Source organism: Rhizobium sp. 1399, from assembly GCF_031455475.1.
Lineage (GTDB): Bacteria > Pseudomonadota > Alphaproteobacteria > Rhizobiales > Rhizobiaceae > Rhizobium.
On sequence record NZ_JAVDSU010000022.1, the window covers coordinates 39,129 to 61,269 of the forward strand.

Annotated in this window: 14 protein-coding genes; 10 read left to right on the forward strand and 4 right to left on the reverse strand. The window is 60.7% G+C overall.

Annotated elements, in window-relative coordinates:
• Positions 1-206 precede the first annotated feature (206 nt).
• Genes J2X71_RS36610 through J2X71_RS36625 form a run of 4 tightly spaced genes read left to right on the forward strand, consistent with a single transcriptional unit; the run spans position 207 to position 4,164 of the window.
• Complete coding sequence (locus J2X71_RS36610) at positions 207-1,352, forward strand: extracellular solute-binding protein (RefSeq protein ID WP_310390313.1); 1,146 nt, start codon at positions 207-209, stop codon at positions 1,350-1,352.
• On the forward strand, positions 1,352-2,242 hold the full coding sequence (locus tag J2X71_RS36615) for an ABC transporter permease subunit (RefSeq protein ID WP_310390315.1): 891 nt from the start codon (positions 1,352-1,354) through the stop codon (positions 2,240-2,242). Before J2X71_RS36610 ends, J2X71_RS36615 begins: the two co-directional genes overlap by 1 nt.
• Positions 2,239-3,060, forward strand: a complete 822-nt coding sequence (locus J2X71_RS36620) for an ABC transporter permease subunit (RefSeq protein ID WP_113323833.1) — start codon at positions 2,239-2,241, stop codon at positions 3,058-3,060. The genes J2X71_RS36615 and J2X71_RS36620 overlap by 4 nt, the downstream gene beginning before the upstream one ends.
• Before the next feature lie 24 nt (positions 3,061-3,084).
• Positions 3,085-4,164, forward strand: a complete 1,080-nt coding sequence (locus tag J2X71_RS36625) for an ABC transporter ATP-binding protein (protein ID WP_310390317.1) — start codon at positions 3,085-3,087, stop codon at positions 4,162-4,164.
• A gap of 6 nt (positions 4,165-4,170) precedes the next feature.
• Here the strand turns inward: J2X71_RS36625 and J2X71_RS36630 are convergent, their stop codons facing one another.
• Together J2X71_RS36630 and J2X71_RS36635 are read right to left on the reverse strand one after the other, a co-directional pair.
• Positions 4,171-5,004 carry an inositol monophosphatase family protein gene (locus J2X71_RS36630; RefSeq protein ID WP_310390318.1) on the reverse strand — a complete coding sequence of 278 codons (834 nt, stop codon included), beginning with the start codon at positions 5,002-5,004 and terminating at the stop codon, positions 4,171-4,173.
• A gap of 130 nt (positions 5,005-5,134) precedes the next feature.
• A complete protein-coding gene (locus tag J2X71_RS36635; RefSeq protein ID WP_310390319.1) occupies positions 5,135-6,166 on the reverse strand; it encodes a LacI family DNA-binding transcriptional regulator in 1,032 nt (343 codons plus the stop codon).
• 210 nt (positions 6,167-6,376) lie between these two features.
• Here J2X71_RS36635 and J2X71_RS36640 point away from each other — a divergent pair, with 210 nt between their 5' ends.
• The 5 genes from J2X71_RS36640 (at position 6,377) to J2X71_RS36660 (ending at position 13,253) form a co-directional block, all read left to right on the forward strand.
• Positions 6,377-7,660 (forward strand): sugar ABC transporter substrate-binding protein, encoded by a 1,284-nt coding sequence (locus tag J2X71_RS36640; protein WP_310390320.1) that lies wholly within the window; start codon positions 6,377-6,379, stop codon positions 7,658-7,660.
• 98 nt (positions 7,661-7,758) lie between these two features.
• Positions 7,759-8,691: a sugar ABC transporter permease gene (locus J2X71_RS36645; protein WP_310390321.1), complete on the forward strand. Its 933-nt coding sequence runs from the start codon at positions 7,759-7,761 to the stop codon at positions 8,689-8,691.
• A complete protein-coding gene (locus tag J2X71_RS36650) occupies positions 8,688-9,539 on the forward strand; it encodes a carbohydrate ABC transporter permease (RefSeq protein WP_310390322.1) in 852 nt (283 codons plus the stop codon). Before J2X71_RS36645 ends, J2X71_RS36650 begins: the two co-directional genes overlap by 4 nt.
• 19 nt (positions 9,540-9,558) lie before the next feature.
• Entirely contained in the window at positions 9,559-12,150 is a 2,592-nt protein-coding gene (locus J2X71_RS36655; protein WP_310390323.1) for a GH116 family glycosyl-hydrolase, read from the forward strand.
• Positions 12,150-13,253, forward strand: coding sequence for a sn-glycerol-3-phosphate ABC transporter ATP-binding protein UgpC (locus J2X71_RS36660; protein WP_310390324.1), 1,104 nt, complete (start codon positions 12,150-12,152; stop codon positions 13,251-13,253). Before J2X71_RS36655 ends, J2X71_RS36660 begins: the two co-directional genes overlap by 1 nt.
• Positions 13,254-13,333: 80 nt before the next feature.
• On the opposite strand, the gene poxB is transcribed toward J2X71_RS36660, so the two are convergent.
• Both poxB and J2X71_RS36670 read right to left on the reverse strand, forming a co-directional pair.
• Complete coding sequence (gene poxB / locus J2X71_RS36665) at positions 13,334-15,061, reverse strand: ubiquinone-dependent pyruvate dehydrogenase (protein WP_310390325.1); 1,728 nt, start codon at positions 15,059-15,061, stop codon at positions 13,334-13,336.
• Between the two features lie 224 nt (positions 15,062-15,285).
• Positions 15,286-17,145, reverse strand: a complete 1,860-nt coding sequence (locus J2X71_RS36670; RefSeq protein ID WP_310390329.1) for a TPR end-of-group domain-containing protein — start codon at positions 17,143-17,145, stop codon at positions 15,286-15,288.
• Between the two features lie 765 nt (positions 17,146-17,910).
• Here J2X71_RS36670 and J2X71_RS36675 point away from each other — a divergent pair.
• A partial coding sequence (locus tag J2X71_RS36675) for a N,N-dimethylformamidase beta subunit family domain-containing protein (protein WP_310390326.1) occupies positions 17,911-22,141 on the forward strand: 4,231 nt, incomplete at its 3' end.

Below are 22,141 nucleotides of genomic sequence, written 5' to 3' on the forward strand. Positions count from 1 at the left end.
GATCCGGATCCGGCCGGCGGCGCCTGGAATTTTGCCGCCCCTTCGTCGAAGATGCCATCGTCGGGGAATGCCCGACGAAAATCGGGAGGCGGCCTGGCACACGTGTGCATTTCTCTTCGCTTCTGTCATTCCGATGTTACGCGCCAGGGCTAGCAAGTCTCAGAACTCATCTGGGGCGCAGCCTCGATAGCGAAGGGAGACAGGATATGAATAGACGCGAATTTCTGATCACATCGTCGGCGGCTGCGGGCCTTCTGGCTCTTCCGCGCTTCGCCTCGGCCGCCGCAGGCACGATCGACCTCTACAGCGGCTCGGATTCCAATATCATCGACCTCTGGAACAACATCATCCGTCCGGCTTTCGAAAAAGCTCATCCGGACGTCACGCTGAAGGTTATCGATGCCGGCGACAATAATGGCCTGCGCGCCATTGCCGACCGTACTCTTGCAGCACTTAAGACCAAGACCGATCCGCAGGCCGATCTCTTCGAACAGTTTGATCCGCGCCTTCCGGCCGGTGGTATTGATGCCGGTCTCTGGGTGAAGTTCTCCGCTGAGAATGTCCAGGGCTTCGACCGCGTCAACCCGCTCGCTTTCGATACGCCCTACGCGCTGCCCTATCGCGGCTCGCAGGTTCTGCTTGCCTATGACAAGACCAAGCTCGACCAGAAGGATGCGCCGAAGACCTGGGAACAGCTGACGGCCTGGATCAAGGCCAATCCCGGCCAGTTCATCTACAATCGTCCGGACAAGGGCGGTTCGGGCGGCAATTTCGTCCGCCGTGCCATCCATGAAGCCAACGGCCGCGATCCGAAGAAGTTCAAGATCGACAATTTTACTGCCGACTATGCCAGCCAGACGCTGACGCCGGCCTGGCAGATCCTCAACGATCTCGCGCCGTCGCTCTACCAGAAGGGCGCCTATACCGCCGGCAACACGCAGTCGATCCAGCTGCTCGCCCAGGGCGTCGTCACCATCGCTCCGGTCTGGTCCGACCAGGTCCTGCAGGCGATCTCCCAGGGCGTTCTGCCCGAGACGACCGGCCTCGTGCAGCTCTCCGACCTCGCGCTCTGCGGCGGTTTTTCCTCCATGACGATCTTCACGAACGGCGCCAACAAGGACGCCGCCCTCAAGCTCGCAGCCTTCATGCTGACGAGCGAGATGCAGGAAGCCATCATCACCGAGATCGGCGGCTTCCCGGGCGTTTCCTGGGATCACATTTCTGAAGACCTGCGTAAGAAATATGCCGACGTCATCCCGGCGACCATCCCGACCTTCCCGGGCGGCGATTGGGAAAAGGCGATCAATGATGGCTGGTATCGCAACGTCGCTCCCGGAATCAGCCGCACCTGATGGCGTTGGATGCCGCGCAGCCTGCGGTCACGCGCCGCGCTCAGTCTCCAGGCAGGGGGAGCCTTTACGGGCTCCTCCTCGTCGGCATGCCGGTCTTTCTGGTCGGCTGGCTGATCATCTTTCCGATCTTCTCGGCGATTACGACCACCATCTTCGTCCGTCAGCCGGACGGGACGACCGAGTTTTCGCTTGCCTCCTACCAATTCTTCTTCACTGATGGTTACAGTCTGGCCAACCTCTGGCTGACGCTGTGGACGACTTTCATCTGCGGCCTGCTTTTGCTTGTGATCGGCCTTCCGATTGCCCTCTACCTACGCTTTTCCGGCGGTCGCCTTGCCGCCTATGTGCAGGGCCTCGCGATCTTTCCCATGTTCGTGCCCTCGATCATCCTTTCCTATGCGCTGATCCGCACGATCGGACCGAATGGCACGGTCGACATCCTGCTCAATGCCGTCGGCCTTCCCAAGCTGCCGAGCCCCTATCTGACGCCCTGGGGACCGGTCATCGGCCTCGTCTGGGACAATCTGCCCTTGACCGTGCTGATGCTGACGGCGGGGCTCACGTCCGTTTCCAATAGCTCCATCGAGGCAGCCCGCGACGTCGGCGCGACGCCTTTCAGGGTCTTTGTCTCGATCATTCTGCCGCGCATGGGCAATTCCCTGCTGGTCACCGCTTCCTTTGCCGTTCTCGGCATATTCTCAGCCTTCACACTGCCCTATGTGCTCGGTCCCGCCTCGCCGGAGATGATGGGGCCTTTCATGCAGCGCACCTTTGCCGACATGAACGATCCGCTGAGTGCGCTCACGCAGGCGGTCATCACCTTCGGCTTCTGTCTTCTCTTCGGCATCTTCTACGTCTGGTCGATCGCCCGCAATCGCGAGGGCCGATGATGCGCCAGTCGACCGCCTTGAAATTCGATTGGACAGGCTTTGCTCTTTCGCTCCTGCTCACGCTGTTCATCGCACTGCCGCTGCTGGTTGTCGCCACCTGGGCCTTCACCGAGGTCTGGCGCTATCCTTCCGTCATTCCCCAGCAGTTCGGCCTGCGTTTCTGGTCGCAGACGCTGGCGCGCAAGGATGTCTGGGATGCGCTGTTTCTCAGCCTGCGGCTGACGGCGACGGTGACGCTGCTTTCGGCAATCATCTGCCTTCCGGCCGCCTATGCTTTCGCAAGAATGCGTTTTCCTGGCCGCAATATCCTGTTCCTGTCGTTCCTCGCTTCACATGCCTTTCCGAAATTCGGCCTGCTGGTGGCGATTGCCGGCATCTTCCTGCAGATGGGGCTGATCAGCACCTTCTGGGGCGTGGTGCTGATCCAGCTCGTCGGCACGCTGATGCTGATGATCTGGATTCCCGTTGCCGCCTTCCAGAATGTCGACCGGCGCATGGAGGAGGCAGCACGCGACGCCGGTGCCACGCCGCTTCGCGTCTTCTGGTCGATCACCTTGCCGCAGGCTGCGCCGACGATATCGGCGGCAGTGCTTCTGACCTTCGTCGGCACTTTCTATGAGACGGAGGGCGCCTGGCTGATCGGTGCGCCGGAGATCCGTACCATGCCGGTGCTGATGATCAGCTTCATCAACAACCAGATCGTCGTGCAATATGGCGCGGTCCTCTCCGTCATGCTGTGGGTGCCGTCCTTTGCGGCATTGATATTTGCGCGGCGCGTCGTCGGGACGGGCGCCTTCGCGCGGGGCTTCGGCGCCTGAGCGCCGGCAGAAAGGGTTTCAAGAATGGCACATCTGGCGATCGAAGGCGTTGCGAAGAGCTTCGGCCACACCTTTGCCGTCCGCGACTTCTCGCTCGAGGTCGGTGACGGCGAACTCGTCTGCCTGCTCGGCCCATCAGGCTCCGGCAAATCGACGCTGCTTCGCATGATCGGCGGCTTCGAGCGGCCGAGCGAAGGCAGCATTCGCATCGACGCCAGGGATGTGACGAATCTGCCGCCGGAGCGGCGCCCGACCGGCATGGTCTTCCAGAGCCATGCACTCTGGACGCATATGGATGTCTTCAACAATATCGCCTTCGGCCTGAAGCTGCGGCGCCTGCCGAAGGCCGAAATCCGCCAGCGCGTCGAGGACGCTCTCGCCCTCGTCGGCCTTGCCGATTACGGGCGGCGCGCAGTGACTCAGCTTTCCGGCGGCCAGCAGCAGCGTGTCGCACTTGCCCGCTTGCTCGTTCTTGAGCCGAAGATCCTGCTGCTGGACGAGCCTTTCGCCAGCCTCGACCAGCATCTGCGCGAGCGGTTGCGAGAGGAGGTCCGCGACATCCAGCAGCGGCTCGGCATCACGACATTGTTCGTCACCCACGGTCAGGACGAGGCCCTGGCACTTGCCGACCGCATCGTCGTCATGCGCGATGGCCGCACAGAACAGGTGGCTCCGCCGAGCACAATCTATCGCGAGCCACAGACGGCTTTCGTCGCGGGCTTCATAGGCTCGATGAATTTCGTTGAGAGCGAGATCCGCAACGGGGTCTGCACGCATCCGCTTTTCGGCTTTTCCATTCCCGCTGCGGATGGTCCGGTGACGCTGGCGATGCGCCCGGAAGCCCTGACGGTGCGCCCTGTCAGCCGGGCGGCAGACGCGACCGTCCACCGGGTCAGCGATTTCGGCACGCACAAGATTGTCGATATCGACCTTGCCGATCATGTCAGGCTGAAGGCAATGGTTGCGCCGACCGACATGATCAGAGCCGGGATGGTCGTCACCACCAGCTGCTCCGGCTTCTTAGCCTTTCGCGACAATGCGCTGATCCACCAGTCGGCAGTGGCACAAACGGCTGCAACCGTGCAGCCGCTCTTTACGGCCTGACGTGTCTTAGGCCTTCGGCTGAAAACCTTCCTGCAGCCAGGGATAGAGTGCCTTGCTTGCCGCCAGGATGTCGCCTTTGCCGGTGACGGCGGCGCCTGAAAATCTCGTGACGATACCGCCCGCTTCCTCGACCATCAGTGCCGAGGCGCCAAAGTCATGGACCGACAGGCCGTCCTCGAAAAAGCCGTCCAGCCGGCCGCAGGCGACATAGGTGATCGAAAGCGCTGCCGAACCGAGACGACGCACGCCGGCGGTATTGGCCATAAGGCGCTTGACGGCATCGAAATAAAGCTCTTCCGGGACCGCCTTGACCTGGCCGGGGATCGGCAGGCCGGCACCGACGAGCACGTTCTGGATATCGGCAACCGCGGCGCAATGGATCTGTTCGCCGTTCAGCCAGGCGCCGCTGCCGGCCTCCGCACTGAAGAGCTCGTCCTGCATGGCGTCATAGACGACGCCCGCAACGACACGGCCGGCCTCGGCGATCGAGATCGTCATGCCGAAATGCGGGATGCCCCAGGCGAAATTGGTCGTGCCGTCGATCGGGTCGATATAGATGACCGGTGCATCCGCGCCGGCCTGCCGGTTGCCGACCTCTTCCTCGCCCTGGATCGCATAGGCGGGGAATGCGCCCATCATCTCCTCGACGATGATCCGTTCAACCGCGACATCGATTTCCGTCTGGTAATCGCGCGGCGCCTTGTGGACCATCTCGGCGGCCGTGCGTCGTCTGAGCGCATTGCGCGCCGTCTCTCCTGCCTTGAGGGCTGTTTCGGCGAGTACGAGAAGGCGGGGCGAGGCTGTTGGTGACAGACGCGCGGCGGTCAAAGACAATTTCATGAAGACAATCCGTGTGATGACTGAGGATGGCGAGCAGTTCAGTGCTTCTCATTGCAAATGCGCATGATGCTTTTATGAAGCGAACACAATGGTATGCGACGCCGCGCCGATCTCAATCGACTGCTGCTTCTCAGGTTATGCTCTCTGCCCGCTCGGCTGCGGGTGCCGCGCAGGATTCGCGAAGGATCAGCTTTGGGGAAAAGATCGTCCGCGCGGCACTTGGCGGCGTTTTGTCGGAGATCTCGCTGAGAAGCGTGGAGATCGCCTTTTGGGCCATCTCAAGCACCGGGGCCGCAACGACTGTCGGCGGTGGGTTCATGATGTTTGCAAAATCGAAATCGTCTATCCCGATGACCGAGACGTCATCAGGCACTCTAATACCCAATTCGCGCAGCGCATTCAGGACGCCGAGCGTCATCATGTTCGACAGTGCAAAAATCGCGGTCGGCGGATCCGGCTCGCGCATGCGCCTGATCGTGCTGTCGTGCGCGAGCGCCTGGTCGAAACGCCCCTGAAGCAGCAGACCTGGATCAACCGGCAGGTCATGGGCAGCATGGGCTTGCATATAGCCGGCAAGACGATCTTCACCGGTGATGATGTTGTTGCGCCCGACGGTCACTGCAATCCGTCTGTGACCAAGGCCGATCAGATGCTCCGTGGCGATGCGGCCGGCGGCGATATTGTCTAGCTTGATCACGTCATAGGGCAAGCCCTCGATGAAGCTGTCGAGCAGGATCGTCGGCACATGGATCTTGTCGACCATGCGGGCGCCATGTTCGGCATCCGAGCGTGTCGGAATAATGATGAGCCCTTCGACGCGCTGCATGCGCATCATGGTCAAGATCTGCTGCTCGCGATCATGATCCTCGCTCGTCGAATAGACCGCCGCCATGTAACCGGCATTGAGGCAGGCGGATTCGACGACCTTGGCGACCTTGGCGAAATGTGGGTTGGTGATATCGGGCAATATCAGGCCGATCAGCCGCGATCGGCCCATGCGCAGGCTGCGCGCGCCGCCATGCGGGATATATCCGATGTCGCGAACGGCGGCTTCGACCTTGGCAATCACCTCGTCGCTGACGGGAGCTGAACGATTGAGTGCAGCTGAAGCCGTCGATATGGCGACACCCGCCCGTTTCGCCACATCCTTGATGGTGGCCATCCCGTCCCTCCGGAGCTTTTTCTCGGGCCCTCTTGCCATGAGAGCGTTCTGATGCTCTTATACGAAACGTTTCGACTAAGCAAATGACGCAACGCGGAACCGGAGTGGAACTGGGTCCGCGATATCTGAGAAAGAGCATACGAAACGTTTCGACCGGTGGAGGCCGGGACATATGGGAACGCGCCGGAGGTGGCGCAAAGGGAGGATCACATGCATGAGTTCTCGCGGCGTTCGCTGCTGATTTCGTCTGCCGCTCTTGCCGTCGGCGCAAGTGTCGGCCGCGCCTTTGCGCAATCGGATGTCACGGCGACCCTGAAGATGCAGGGCTTCGGCGGTGATGCCGAGCTATCGGCCATGACCAACGCGATTGCGCGTTTCAACAAGAAATATCCCAACGTCAAGGTCGAGCTTTCCGTCGATCCGATTTCGACCGGGTGGGGCGACTATGTCACCAAGGTCTTCAGCCAGTTCAATTCCGGCCAGCAGGCCGATGTCTATGGCACGGCGATCGAGACCTTCCAGAGCTTCTCGTCGCGCTCTCTTTTTCTGCCGCTCAACGATTTCGTGGCCGCCAATCCCGGCTTTTCCGACTTCGCGCCGAGCCTCTTCAAGCAGTCGAGCTACAAGGGGGATATCAACTATATCCCGATCGGCTGGAACAACATCATGATCAACTACAACAGGGATCTGTTCGACAAGGCCGGGATTGCCTATCCGAAGGACGGCAAATGGACCTGGGACGAATTCCGCGACGTCGCCAAGAAGCTGACGGTCAAGGATGCGTCGGGCAATGTCACCCAGTTCGGTTATGAGGTGCCGAACCAGAACTTCTTCGTCCAGCCATGGTTCTTCTCGAATGGCACCGGCGCTATCAACGACGAGTGGACGGCATCCAACATGCTCGACCCCAAGGTCGCCGAAAGCCTGCAGTTCCTCCATGACCTCATCCATGTCGACGGCGTCTCGCCGATCCCTGGCAAGGATATGATGGACAACCAGTTCATGGCCGGCCAGGTGGCGATGATCAGTCGCGGCCACTGGATCGTCCAGAGCGCCAAGAACAACAAGCTCAACATGGATGTCGCCATTCCGCCGAGCAAGGTGACCGACACGACCGTGATCGGCTTCGGCGGTTACGCTGTCGCCAAGACGAGCAAAGAGCCCGATCTTGCCAAGGCGCTGATCCTTGAGCTGACAAGCGAGGAGACGCAGAAGGAGGAGGGCGAAAAGGGTGGTGGCGTTCCCGGCCGCAAGTCGGCCGCCGAGACCCCGGGGTTCCTGAGCTTCCCGCCGAGTGCCGCGCTCTATTACCAGACGCTGCCGAACACCAAGGCTGTGCCGTCTCCCGCCAATTTCCAGGAGGTCGAGAAGATCTTCATCCGCTACTACACGGCAATGATGGCCGGCGAGGTCTCGATTGCCGATGGCGTGAGGCAGGCAGATGCAGAGCTCAACGCCTCCTTCGAGCGGCTGAAGAAGCGCATGGGCGGCTGATCGATCTAGGGTTCTCACGATCGCCCTCCCGCCGTCGCGGCCGGGTGGCATGTTGCCATGCAGGCATCTGCCATTCCGGGCGCGGCGGATGACAAACCATGTCCGCCATTCGAGCAGATGCCATGACCGCCACTTTCGAAAGACACCAGCCTTCACAGCTACGCCGCGCACAGGCAGCGACCGGCTATCTCTTCGTGCTGCCGGCAACGGTGCTTTACCTGACCTTCGTCATCGCGCCTGTCATCGTCACAACGATCCTCGCCTTTGCCTATTACGATCCAATGCTCGGTTCGCAATGGGTTGGTTTCGACAACTTCGTCCGCTTCTTCACCGATCAGCGCTCGCTTCAGATCCTGTGGAACACGCTGCGCTTTGCGCTCTTTGCCGTCACCTTCAACGTTTCGATCGGGCTTGTACTGGCGCTGGCGCTGAACCGCGCCATGCCGGGCTGGCTGCTCTATTTCTTCCGGCTCGCCTTCTTTCTGCCCGTCATCATCGCTGCCGCCTTCGTCTCGATCGTCTGGACTTATTTTTATGGCGATGATCTCGGCGTCATCAATTATTACCTGCGGCTGATCGGTCTGCCGGGTGTACGCTGGCTCACCGATGCCGGCCAGGCGATGACCTCGATCATCATCATGGACGTCTGGAAGAATACCGGCTTCTTCATGATCATCTTCATTGCAGCCCTGCAGGGCGTGCCGAAGAATATCCTGGAGGCGGCGGTGATGGACGGGACGCCTGCCTGGCGCCAGTTCTTCCGCATCACGCTGCCCTATATCTCGCCGGTCGTCTTCTTCTGCATCGTCTACGCCTCGATCGGCGCGCTGCAGGTGTTCGAATCGATCGTCATCCTGACGCAGGGCGGTCCGGGTGATGCCACGCGCTCGCTGTCGATCCAGATCGTCGAGGAGGGTTTCGGCAGCTTCCAGATCGGCTATGCCGCCTCGATCTCCGTCGTCATGACCGTGATCATCCTCATCATCACCGCCCTCCAGCAGGTCCTCTCGCGCAAGTGGGTGCAGCAATGAACAGTATGATGCAGACACGCGCGGCCCGGCGCTGGATCGACTGGGCGATGATCGCCACCATGGTGGTGATGGCGATCGGCATGCTGCTGCCTTTCCTCTGGTTGTTTTCGATGTCGTTCCGGCCGGTCTCGGATGCCTACAAGCTGCCGCCGAGCTTCCTGCCGCCGAATTTCGACCTCACCAACTATCGGCAGGTGCTGGCCTCGCGCGTGCCGTTCCTGGAGATCTATTTCAACTCGGTCATGATCGCCGTCATCGTCACCGTCGGCCAGATGGTGACCTGCACGTTCGCGGCTTTCGCCTTCGCCAGGCTGAACTTCCGCGGACGCGATACATTGTTCTTCATCCTGCTTATCGGACTGATGTTTCCAGCCCAGGTGACGATCCTGCCGATCTATCTCGGCTATGCGCGGCTCGGCCTGCTCGACAAGCCGATCGGGCTGGCGCTTATGTATCTCACCTCCAGTTTCGGCATCTTCCTGGTGCGGCAATTCATGCTCAGCCAGCCGAAGGCGCTGGAGGAAGCGGCGCTGATGGATGGCGCCGGCTATTTCAAAATCTTCTGGCGGATCTCGCTACCGCAGCTTCGCCCGGCACTCTCTGCCCTCGGCATTATCACTTTCACCCAGACCTGGAACTATTATTTCCAGGCTAAGGTGCTTTTGAGCTCGAATGAATCGCTGACGCTTCCCGTCGCGATGGACGTGCTGCGCGGCTACATGGCCTCCGGCAATCTCTCGGTGGTGATGGCGGCGATGAGCATGTCGATCCTGCCCGTCGTTCTCCTCTTTCTCCTCGCCCAGAAATTCGTGATCGAAGGCATCACGATGAGCGGCATCAAGAACTAACATCAGGGACATTGATTTCATGTGGGATGATCTCGCTTCCATCGAACCTCGCTTTGCCTATAAAGGCGCGCGCACGCGCCATATTGCTTTTCCTCTCGGCGGCATCGGCTCCGGCGGCCTGTCGATCTCCGGCAGCGGCCGGCTGATCGATTGGTCGATCCGCAACCGGCCGGCGCTGCAGGGCTATAACGGCTACTCGCATTTCGCCATCAAGGCCGAGAAGGGTGGGGAACTGGTCGATGCCCGTGTGCTCAACGGCCCCTATGATCTGAACCCTTCCGGCGCGCCGGGCCTGCGCAAGATGTTCGACGGTTTTGGCCATGGCGCCAACCGCCAGACGCTGGTCGGCGTGCCGCATTTCCAAGAGGTCGATTTTTACGGGCGTTTCCCGATCGCCGATCTCGTCTTTAACGATCAGCGTTTCCCAGGCGGCGTCAGGCTGACGGCGCTGAGCCCTTTCATTCCCCACAACGACCGCGATTCCTCGATGCCGGTTGCGATGTTCGAATTCGATGTTGTCAACGATACCGCGGACGAACTGGCCTATACGCTTGCCGGCACGCTCGGCAATTATGGCTCGAACAGCGGCATCCACACGTTCAGACAGGAAGGTGGGATCAGCAGCCTGCATCTGACCTCGTCCGATACGACCCTGCCGGCGACGCAACGCGGCGATCTGACGATTGCAACGGATGCCGATGATGTCGAGCATACCGACCATCACTATCGGGGCCAGTGGTTCGACGATCTCTCGGTCTACTGGAAGGAGTTTGCAAGGCCCGGTCGTCTGCCGAAGCGACACTACGATGAACCGCGCAGCTCCCGGCACATGAGCCTGCAGCCGGAACACGGCACGCTCGGCGCTCGCTTCGCCCTCGCGCCCGGTGAGCGCAAGAAGGTACGCTTCGTCATCACCTGGAATTTCCCGCAAGGCGATGTCTACTGGGCCTATCGCGACAAGCCTGATGGGGCCATTCCCGATCGGCCAACGCCGAGCTGGACGAACTATTATGCGACGCAATGGGCGGATTCGACCGCAAGCGGTACTGAAGCCCTGACGCGCTGGGACGCATTGCACTTGCAAACCGAAGCCTTCCGCAACGGACTTTTCGAAACGACGCTTCCGGCAGAAGTCAAGGACGCGGCGAGCGCGACGCTGGCGCTGCTGCGCACCGCGACCTGCATCCGGCTGGAGAATGGCGAACTCTGGGCCTGGGAGGGCCAACATACCCAGGATGGCTCCTGCGAGGGCACCTGCACCCATGTCTGGAATTACCAGCAGGCGGTCTCTCATCTTTTCCCTGCCATCGAGCGGACGCTGCGCGAGACCGAATTCAGCTACAACCAGTTGCCGACCGGCGGGCTGACTTTCCGCCAGAAGTTGCCGCTAGGCTCAGGTTTCGATATTATCGGCCCCTGCGCCGACGGGCATTTCGGCGCGATCATCAAGACCTATCGAGACTGGAAGCTTTGCGGCGATACCGAGTGGCTGCGCCGCTACTGGCCGAATGTCAAACGAGCCATCGAATATGCCTGGTCGCCCGAAAATCCTGACCGTTGGGATCCCGATCGGACCGGCATTCTCTCAGGCCGCCAGCATCAGACCCTCGATATGGAACTGTTCGGGCCGAACTCGTGGCTCGCCTCCATGTATGTGGCGGCCCTTCTCGGCGTTTCCGAAATGGCGGCGGTCCTCGGCGATACCGAGCTCTCGGAAAAGACGGCGCGCATGGGCAAAGCCGGTGCGGCCTATATCAATTCCGAACTCTTCAACGGCCGTTGGTTCACTCAGAAGATCGATCTCTCCGACAAGGACGTGCTGATACCCTTCGATGTCGGCCGCGCCGCCGGCGTTCTCGCCGATGGTTTCATGGAAACCTACTGGTCGGAGGAATTCCAGGAGCTCAAATACCAGATGGGCGAGGGCTGCATCTCCGATCAGATCCTCGGCCAATGGCATGCGGAGGTCGCCGGGATCGGCGGGTTCCTCGATGCCGACAAGGTCAGGATCGCGCTGAAATCGGTTCACAGGAACAACTTCCGCCCGACGCTGGAAGATCACTTCAACCCCTGCCGCAATTACGCGTATGAGGACGAGGCCGGGCTGTTGATCGCAACCTATCCCGAAGGCATTCGCCAGCCGATGGTCGCTGCGCCCTATGCCGAAGAGGTCTGGACCGGCATCGAATATATGGCCGCCTCGCACCTCATCATGCATGGCCTCATCGAGGAGGGCATGGATATTGTCTGCGGCGCCCGCAACCGCCATGACGGTTCGCGCCGCAACCCCTGGAACGATATCGAATGCGGCTCCTATTACGCACGCTCGATGTCGGCCTGGCAGCTGGTCAACGCCTTCTCGGGGCTCAGCGCCGATTTCGTCTCCGGCACGCTTGCCTTCGCACCGAAAGTGCAAGGCGACTATCGTCTATTTTGGTCAGCCGGCAGCGCATTCGGCACATTGACCCGCAAGGGCGATGGTCTCACTCTCGCCGTGCTCGGAGGCAGCCTCAGGGTCGCTGAAATCTCGGTGGACGATTTGAAGCATCGCCTTGCCGGGAACACGCCCATCGAAGCGGGCCAGTCGATTGAACTTAAGACGGTGGCATAATGGCCGGCATTGAACTCAAGGCAGTCCGCAAGGCCTTTCAAAGTCTCGAAGTCATACACGGTATTGATCTCGCTATCGCCGACGGTTCGTTCACCGTCTTTGTCGGGCCGTCCGGCTGTGGTAAGTCGACCCTCTTGCGCATGATGGCAGGGCTGGAGGAGGTCACGTCAGGGGAAATCCGCATCGATGGCCAGCGCTGCGACCATCTTCTGCCATCCGCGCGCGGCATGGCGATGGTCTTCCAGTCCTATGCGCTTTATCCGCACATGAATGTCGAGCAGAACCTCAAATTCGGCCTGGAGAACCAGAAACTTGCCAGGCAGGAGATCGCCGCCCGCGTCGCCAAGGCGGCCAATATTCTGCAGATCGAGCACCTGATGAGCCGTCGCCCGAGCCAGCTGTCCGGCGGCCAGAGCCAGCGTGTTGCGATCGGCCGCGCCATCGTCAAGGAGCCGAAGGCCTTTCTCTTCGACGAGCCGCTCTCCAATCTCGATGCCGAACTGCGTGTAAAGATGCGCGGGGAACTGATCAGCCTGCATCGGCGGCTGAAGTCGACGATGGTCTACGTCACGCATGATCAGGTCGAGGCAATGACCATGGCCGACCAGATCGTCGTGCTCAACGAAGGCCGCATCGAACAGGTCGGCCCGCCGATCGAGCTTTATGCGCGCCCGGCCAACCTTTTCGTCGCCCGCTTTCTTGGCGCACCGCCCATGAACCTTCTCGCGGGCCGGATCGCGCGCAGTGGTGACATGATGGGCGTTTCGCTTGAGGACGGCACCCACATTCCCTTGCCCGGTCGCCAAGTCGATTTGCCCGATGGCGCCCCGGTCACATTCGGCATAAGGCCCGAACATTGCGAAATCGGAGAGGGCAGCCTGCAGATCGTGGTCGGCGACACCGAGGTCCTCGGTTCGGAAACGATCATCCATGCCGGGACGGCGACCGGGAATGGCTTCACCGTGGCACTGCGTGGCATCAGCCGGGCAGTCTCGGGCGAACGGATCCCGATCGTCATACGAGAACCTTTCGTTCATCTGTTCAACGAGGCTGGCATGACGATCGGTTCTGGCAGTGATTGGCGCGATGCCTATCTGAATTGAATCAAGCTTCATCGGCTTCTACAACCTGCCGGCCGGGGTCGAAGCCGTCGGCAGGGTTTCCATCTACTGTAGCGTCCGACTCACCGAGACAGGAAATTCGAGACAGTCAGGTCCACGAGTTCGTCTCCCCGGCCGTTCATCACCGCGCGAATGGTCCAGAGACCGAAACCCTTCACTTGCGCTGCTTCGATCCTGGGCGGCATCGACAATTCCTGCGTATTGGTAACGACGTCGAGCAGTGCCGGGCCGGGATGCGCCAGGATTTCCCTGATGGCACCGTCGAGTTCGGCGGGATCCTCCACGCGAACGCCATGGACTCCGGCTGCGCGGGCAACCGCCGCAAAATCCGGATTCTTGAGTTCGGTGCCGGTCTCAAGGAAGCCGGAAGCCTTCATTTCCATCGCCACGAATCCGAGAACGGAATTGTTGAAGACGACGACCTTCACCGGCAGATTCTGCTGAACGAGCGTCAGGAAGTCACCCATCAACATGGCAAAGCCACCATCGCCGGACATGCTGATGATCTGGCGCTCCTTATATGTTGCCTGTGCGCCTATTGCCTGGGGAAGGGCGTTGGCCATCGACCCGTGAACCAGGGATCCGATCAGGCGACGCTTTCCGTTCATTTTCAGGTAGCGTGCAGCCCAGATCGTGGGGGTCCCGACATCGAAGGTGAAAACGGCGTCGTCGGAGGCATGTTCGCTCAGAAGGCGTGCAACATATTGCGGATGAATCTTGCCGCCCTCTCTGCCGGTGGCGAGGTCGTCGAGGCCTTCCCGCGCCTTCTTATAGGCGGCAAGGCAGGCATCCAGATGATCCCGGTCCGTTCGCTCCGTCAGCTTCGGCAGCATTGCCGCCAGTGTCGATTTGACGTCGCCGACGATTGCGAGATCCAGCGAGGCCCTGCGGCCAAGATTTTCCGGGCGAATGTCCACCTGCGCGATCTTGGCGTCGGTTGGGTAGAACTGCCGATATGGGAAATCGGTGCCGAGCATAAGAAGCGTGTCACACTCCAGCATGGCCTTGTAACCCGAAGAGAAGCCGATCAGACCGGTCATGCCGACATCGAAGGGATTGTCCCACTCGACATGTTCCTTGCCGCCGAGCGCGTGGACAATGGGCGCCTTGAGCCGATCCGCAAAGGCGATCAATTCGTCATGCGCCCCTTCGCAACCGCGTCCGCACAGAAGGGTGACTTTCGAACTGTTGTTGAGCAGCTCCGACAATCGATCGATCTGATCGTTCGCCGGCACGACGTTCGGCTGGGACAGCGTGAGTGCGGCCGGTGTCGAAATCTTCGCGGTGAAATCGCTCAATGCCACGTCGCCGGAAATGACCACGACGGCAACGCCGCGCTTTCCGATAGCCGTGCGAATGGCCGTTTCGATGACTGCCGGCAATTGTTCCGGATGGCTGACAAGTTCGCAATAGTGGCTGCATTCCCGGAATAGCTGGTCGGGATGCGTTTCCTGGAAATAACCTCTGCCGATTTCGGCCGAAGGTATTTGCGCGGCAATGGCCAGGACGGGGACCCGCGAGCGATGGCAGTCGAACAGGCCGTTGATGAGGTGGAGGTTGCCCGGGCCGCAGCTTCCGGCGCACACGGCCAGTTCGCCACTGAGGTGGGCTTCGGCCCCCGCCGCGAAGGCTGCCGTTTCTTCATGACGGGTATGGACCCACTCGATGTCGCCTCTTTTTCGAAGCGCTTCCGTAAGCCCGTTCAGGCTGTCTCCGACTACGCCATATATCCGCTTGACTCCGGCCGAATGCAGCACCTCTGTCAGGACATCAGCTACTTTGGACTTCATCGAAAGGCTCCCGGGCTTTGGGTTTCAGGTGGATGGTAAAAGGAAGCTAGGCCTCGCTCTACGCTTCTCAACCCGGAGAATTATCAGAGTGGTGGAGACACCAAACTGGACCTTGGTATAGGCGCTGACAGAGAAGAAGCCCGTTTGCCCGATATCCCAGGACGCTGCCTATCAGCCGAGAGCATAGGGTCGCTCCGCGTTTGGCGCCCTTCTTCTGCCGCGACCTATGCTTCCACCTGTTCCCGCTCTTTCATCGCTTCCGCGACAAGTTTCATGAAGCGCGGATGCCGGCGCAGGTTGTCCAGGTCGGAATCATGGGTGAACCATTTGATGTGGTAGACTGAACTGCGGGGCAGCAAGCCCTCCAGGATATCGATCGCCCGTTCCACATGGCCGAGTACGGAGTGGACGCAGGCGAGATTATATTGGGCGACGATATCATCGGGATCGATGGCGCTTGCCCGTGCGGCCCAATCGCAGGCCCGCGCCGCATCACCGAGATGGGCAAGGGCAAGCGCGCCGCGATGGGCGGGGCCGGAATTTTCCGGGTTCTGATTGAGCGCCCGCTCGGCTCTTTCAATGCCTATGCGCGCCCAGCTTTCCTTGTCCACCGTCCGTCCGAGAGAGTGGTATGAGGACATCAGGTGGATCGGCGAAACATAGTCGTCGGGGCGGATTTCGGCGGCACGGCTAAAGTAATGCACCGCCTCGGCGAAATTCCCGCGCATGAAGAAGATGCGGGCATAGTGGAAATTTGCTTCATAGAGGTTGGGATCGAGCGCCAGCGCGCGTTCGAAGGATGCCGTGGCCTCGTCGTCCTCGCCGTTTTGATGCAGCGCCAGGCCGCGGGAGGCATGGGCCTCGGCGAGGTCGGGATCGAGTTCCAGGGCTCTGGCGCTCATTGCGAGGATACGCTCCAAGGGCACGTCGTCAGGTGCCCAGTCGCGGATCGCGGCATCGCAATCGGCGATGCCGGCATAGGCGCGGCCATAGTCCGGATCGAGCTCGACGGCCTTGTAGAACATGCGCCGGGCAAGCTGCAGATAGGATTTTGTCCAGGTATGGGAGAGCTGCCTTCCTCTCAGGTAATAGGTATAGGCTTCGACATTGGCCGTCGGCTCGGCGGCGATCGCCTTGCGTTCCTCCGGCAGCAGCCGCACCTTCAGCTGGCCGACGATCGCGTTGGTGATCTCGTCCTGGATGGCGAAGATATCGGTGAGGTCGCGATCATAGCGTTCGGCCCAGAGATGATCGCCGTTCGTCGTATCGATCAGCTGGCCGGAGATGCGCACCCGCTTGCCGACGATGCGCACGCTGCCTTCCAGCATATAACGCACGCCAAGCTCCTGGGCGACCTGCTTCACCTTCACCGATGTGCCCTTATAGGTGAAGACGGTGTTGCGCGGCACCACATGCAGGCTGGAGACCTTGGAAAGATCGGTGATGATGTCCTCGGTGATGCCGTCGGAGAAGTAATCCTGATCGGCATCTCCGCTCATATTGGTGAAAGGCAGGACGGCGATGAAACAGGTGTTGCGGTTCTGCGCGACGAGGCGGGCAGAACTCGGCTTCTCGAAAGAAACCGTGTAGACCTGCACCGGCTGGCGGATATTTTTGAACACGTGTTCACCCAAAAAATCGAAGCCGAGATTGAGGCGTGAACCGACCTGATCCCGAACGGTTGCCGATACGGCAATGCCGCCAACTGGAGCAATGCCTTCCAGGCGCGCGGCAAGGTTGACACCGTCGCCGAAAATATCGTCATTTTCGACCACGACATCGCCGAGATTGATGCCGATGCGGAATTCGACGCGCTCTTCCTTCGGCACGTTTTCGTTGCGCACGGCCATGCTGCGCTGGATTTCGGCGGCGCAAGCCACGGCATTCACGACGCTCTGAAACTCGGCCAGGATGCCGTCGCCCGTCAGTTTGACGATACGGCCCTTGTAATCGGATATGCGGATGTCGACCAATTCGCAGCGATGGCGGTTCAAAGCCTGCAGCGTGCCCGTCTCGTCCATGCCCATGAGCCGGCTGTAGCCAACCACATCGGCAGCGAGGATGGCACTCAATCGCCGCTCCATGACCCTCTCCATGGATTGTCTCATGTCAGTTTCTCGCTTTTTCCAGATTTTGACCGCGCTAGGACTCCCTCCCTTGCAACCGATATCTTTCGATTCGGCGTGCTGTCACGGCGGCGCAGAGCCTATATCGTTACGGCGCAGCATCAATACTCCGAACGGGCGAAGATTGCGCCAAACGATAGCTCTTTCGGATGGGAAAAACCCCGGATGTGCTGACGTGCTCAATTTTGAGGCCGTGCGTCGATTTTGGAATGCGTCTCGGAAGAAGGGGTCGGGCGCAGTGCGCTCGAACAGGCCCCGGGACAGCGTCTCGTGCCCGTTCCTTGCTTCTGAGAGCCTGCGAGGTCGCCGTCGTCAAAGGCCGCGCTCCATCGAAGCGCGGTTCGATTTGTATAGGCCCGGTCGGTGACCTAGCAGGTAATTTTTCGCGATCCCGTTTGCCGCGGAAGAGCGACAGAATGTTCTGCCAAGAGGAGTTGGCAATCGACAGCGACTGGATGTCAGTTTCTGCGTGTGCAAGGCAGCGAGCTTGGCGTGGTGCGCCAGTAGCCGTGCGTGATGCGAAGCAGATCCGACGACCATACCGCTTGTTGTCTCGCGAAAGGCAAGTCGCGCGTCCACGCAAAAGCCCGTTTGCCTAAAGGATGCAGCCTGTAGGTCGAAAGGGGTAGGACATACTCGTCCACTTTTCGATTATAATCGGAGGTCCGCGTATCGAACGATCCTCATAGATTTGATCCTGGTAATTTCGCGAGAGGGCACACCATGTATCGCAACGCTCGCCGGTGGGCTTCGCGCTCACTCATGATGGATTCGTGGGTTCCCCGGTGGCTGGCCGCCAGTGGAAAGGCAAGGCCGCGCAAGGGCGCCGATCGACCCGAGGATAGTGCTCAACTTGCGACATCCGCGCAGACAGCGGGTGGAAGCAAGGGGGGTGCCCTTGTCGGCAGTCCCGACAACAATTTTGTGCTCAGCGGACATGATGACGAACCGAGAGCGGAAACGGTCGGCGAAGCAGACGGTCGGGGCGATATTGACCAAGTGTCCCCATCCTTGGCGGATGCTTTCGCAGCGGCGCGCGAAACGGGTGTTGGAAGTGGAAATTCTGCCGCGTCTGTTCTGTCGGCCCATAATCCGGTTTTTGCACCTTTCGAGCGGAACGCGAACGGCACCGCATTGCCCCCTTATCGCACCTATGCTGGCATGGGCACCATAGGCGACGATCCCCTGGCTCCGTATCTGCCGCAGAGCCCCGCACCGACAGCGTCAGGGCAAGGTTCCGCCACCGTAGCGGGTGCACGCGCTCACTCCGGCAAGGTGGTCATTCTCGAATCGAGCCCGTCAGCAGCGGCTGCTGCGCACCACGGTGGATCGAATTCATTGGCGTTTGGCATGCCCTTTGGTGTCTGCGGATGTGGCTATTTTACGTCCCCTACGCGGATTCTCGATTGGGCCCATGGCGGCGCCATGCTTCAACAGGATGGTCAATTGCCGGGGACGAGGCTGACCGAAGGGCCGGACTATGCAGCAACGATCAAGCGGGCCATCGGTGCCTCAGTCAGCGACCCGCTTCTTGATCGTGACTTATCCCCGCTCTCGAGCTGGCGCGGAACCGCAAAGTTGACGGGCTCGACGAACTTGAACGGATCGTTGCCCGGCGGCGGAGAAATGGGAACGGCAACCGGCACAAAGGGCGTCGGCATCCTTTCCGGTTCGGTCACCACACCGCCGATCACGCAGCGGTCGTTAACGACGCAAAATCTAGCGGCCGCAGCGGCAGCGGCGCCCGCTAACAAGGTCGTGGCGGAAAACCTGCTGCCGGGCAATCCGGAGAGCGAGTGGGGCATCGATGGGGCCGGCAGCTCCAATATCGAGGGATTTGCGACCGACATCAGTGTCGACAACGGCAAGACGGTCAGCTTCAAGATTGATACGGATTCCAACAATTACCGGATCGATATCTACCGCCTCGGCTATTATGGCGGCATGGGCGCGCGCAAGGTCACGACCATTCAGCACACCGGCGTGCAGAATCAACCAAATCCGTTGCGCAATGCCACGACCGGCACCGTGGATGCCGGCAACTGGGCAGTTTCGGCTTCGTGGACCGTACCTGAAGATGCTGTCTCAGGCGTTTATATCGCCAAGCTCGTGCGGCAGGATGGCACCTTCGGCGAAAATCAGATTCCGTTCATCGTGCGCGACGATGACAGCCACAGCGATATCGTTTTCCAGACCGCTGACCAGACCTGGCAAGCCTATAACGGCTGGGGTGGCGCAAACTTCTACGGCGGCAATGGTCCGGCGACAGGGCAGGGCGCTGGTCGCGCCTATGCGGTCAGTTACAACAGGCCGATTGCGACCCGCGGCGGGGTTGGCACTTTTGCCGGTCCGCAAGACTATCTGTTCGGCGCCGAATATGCGGGCATCTACTGGCTGGAACAGAATGGTTATGATGTTTCGTACCTGTCGGGTGTCGACGTCGATCGCTATGGCAGCCTGTTGCTCAATCACCAGACTTATATTGATGCCGGGCATGACGAATACTGGTCTGGACAGCAGAGAACCAATGTCGAAGCCGCGCGCGATGCGGGCGTCAACCTGATGTTCTGGAGCGGTAACGAGGTCTATTGGCGCACCCGTTGGGGCAATGCCTACAGCGCCGACGGCACGCCTTATCGCACCCTTATTTCCTACAAGGAGACATGGTCGCCCAGCGCCAGCATCGACCCTTCCAACGAATGGACGGGCACGTTCCGCGATCCGCGCCTCAGCCCACCGGCCGTCGGCGGCGGAAACCCGGAAAACTCGCTGACAGGGCAGTTGTTCAAGGTCGACGATGTCGGCAGCAATCTCCAGGCGATCACTATTCCCTATGACGACGCCAATCTGCGTTTCTGGCGCGATACGAGCGTTGCCAATCTTCAGCCCGGCCAGACGGCAACGCTGACCAAGAACTATCTTGGTTACGAATGGGACGAAGCGGTTGACAACGGCTTCGATCCGGCTGGCCTCGTCAAGCTGTCGTCGACGACGCTTCCGGTCAGCACCTACTTGCTCGACTACGGGAATACGACCGGCAACGCGACGTCGACCCACAATCTGACGCTTTATCGTGCGCCGAGCGGTGCACTGGTGTTCGGCGCCGGTACTGTCTACTGGACATGGGGCTTAAGCAACAATCACGACAATGAGGCAACGCCAACCGATCCCCGCGTGCAGCAGGCAATGGTCAATTTGCTGGCCGACATGGGCATTCAGCCTGGGACGCTACAATCCGGGCTCGTCGCTGCGACCGGCTCCACGGATCATGTTGCACCGACTTCCATCATCACGGCGCCATCAACGGCGACCGTTGGCTCTACAGTCACGATTACAGGTACCGCCACCGACACGGGCGGCGGGGTCATTGCCGGCGTCGAGGTCTCGACAGACAATGGAGCGAGCTGGCATCCGGCGACAGGCGATGAGAACTGGACCTATACCTGGTCGCCGCAGATCGCGGGCAATTACACGATCCGCTCACGGGCCGTCGACGACAGCATCAACCTTGAAGCACCCACGGCAGGACGCACGGTCACCGTGACCGGCGCGAGCTTTTACTCTCTCTTCGGCGCGGGGACGCCTGCTGTCGTCAACACCGACGATACGTCAGCCGTCGAGCTCGGGGTCAAATTCCAAACCTCCGTGGCAGGGACCGTCACCGGTATTCGTTTCTACAAGGGCAGCCAGGACACCGGCACGCATACCGGCTCACTCTGGTCGAGCACGGGTACGCGGATTGCGACCCTCACCTTCACGAACGAGACTGCCAGCGGCTGGCAGACTGCCTATTTTACCAGCCCGGTGGCCTTGACGGCCGGACAGACTTACACGGCGTCCTACCATACGAATACCGGCCATTATTCGACAACCGCCAACTACTTCGTCTCCAATGTGACGAGCGGCCCCCTGACGGCGCCGGCCAGCGGCAACGGCGTATACGCCTATGGCAGCGCCAGTCTGTTCCCCACGAGCACCTTTGCGTCGACGAATTATTGGGTCGATGTGATGTTTACGACGCCGAGCTCGAACACGACGCCGACGGCGGTTGCCGATGCAGGCGACGCGACCGAGAAGGGTGGCGTTGCCAATGGTTCGGGTGGGGTGGTTGCGAGCGGCAATGTGCTGACCAACGACACCGATCCGGATGGCGGCGATACCAAGACGGTTACGGCGATCCGCTTCGGCGCGACATCAGGCACGCTCGGCACGGCGCTGAACGGCACCTATGGCAGTCTCGTGCTCAGCGCATCGGGCGTCTATAGCTATGCCGTCAACGAGACCAATGCCGCCGTCCAGGCGCTGCGCCAGTCGACCAACACGCTGAGCGACGTCTTCAGCTACACGATGCGCGACACTGCCGGTGCCACCGCCACGGCAAACCTGACCGTCACCATCCATGGTGCCAACGACGCACCGGTGCTGGCCGTCCAGACGACCACCCAGAACGCCACCGTCGGCTCTGCCTTCTCCTTCGTGCTGCCGACCACGACCTTTACCGATGTCGACAGCACCGAGACGCTGACCTATACGGCAACTGCTGCCGACGGCACGGCGCTTCCCGCCTGGCTGGCCTTCAACGCCACGACACGGACATTCTCCGGCACGCCGACGACAGGCGGAACCTATGGCGTCAAGGTGACGGCGACAGACCTCGGCGGCCTTGCGGCCAACGAGACCTTCAACATTGCCGTGTCGACGCCTGGCAACACGACGCCGACGGCAGTTGCCGATACGGGCGACGCGACCGAGAAGGGTGGCATTGCCAATGGTTCAGGCGGCGTGGTTGCGAGCGGCAATGTGCTGACCAACGACACCGATCCGGATGGCGGCGATACCAAGACGGTCACGTCCGTCGTCTTCGGCGCGACATCAGGCACGCTCGGCACGGCGCTGAACGGCACCTATGGCAGTCTCGTGCTCAGCGCATCGGGCGTCTATAGCTATGCCGTCA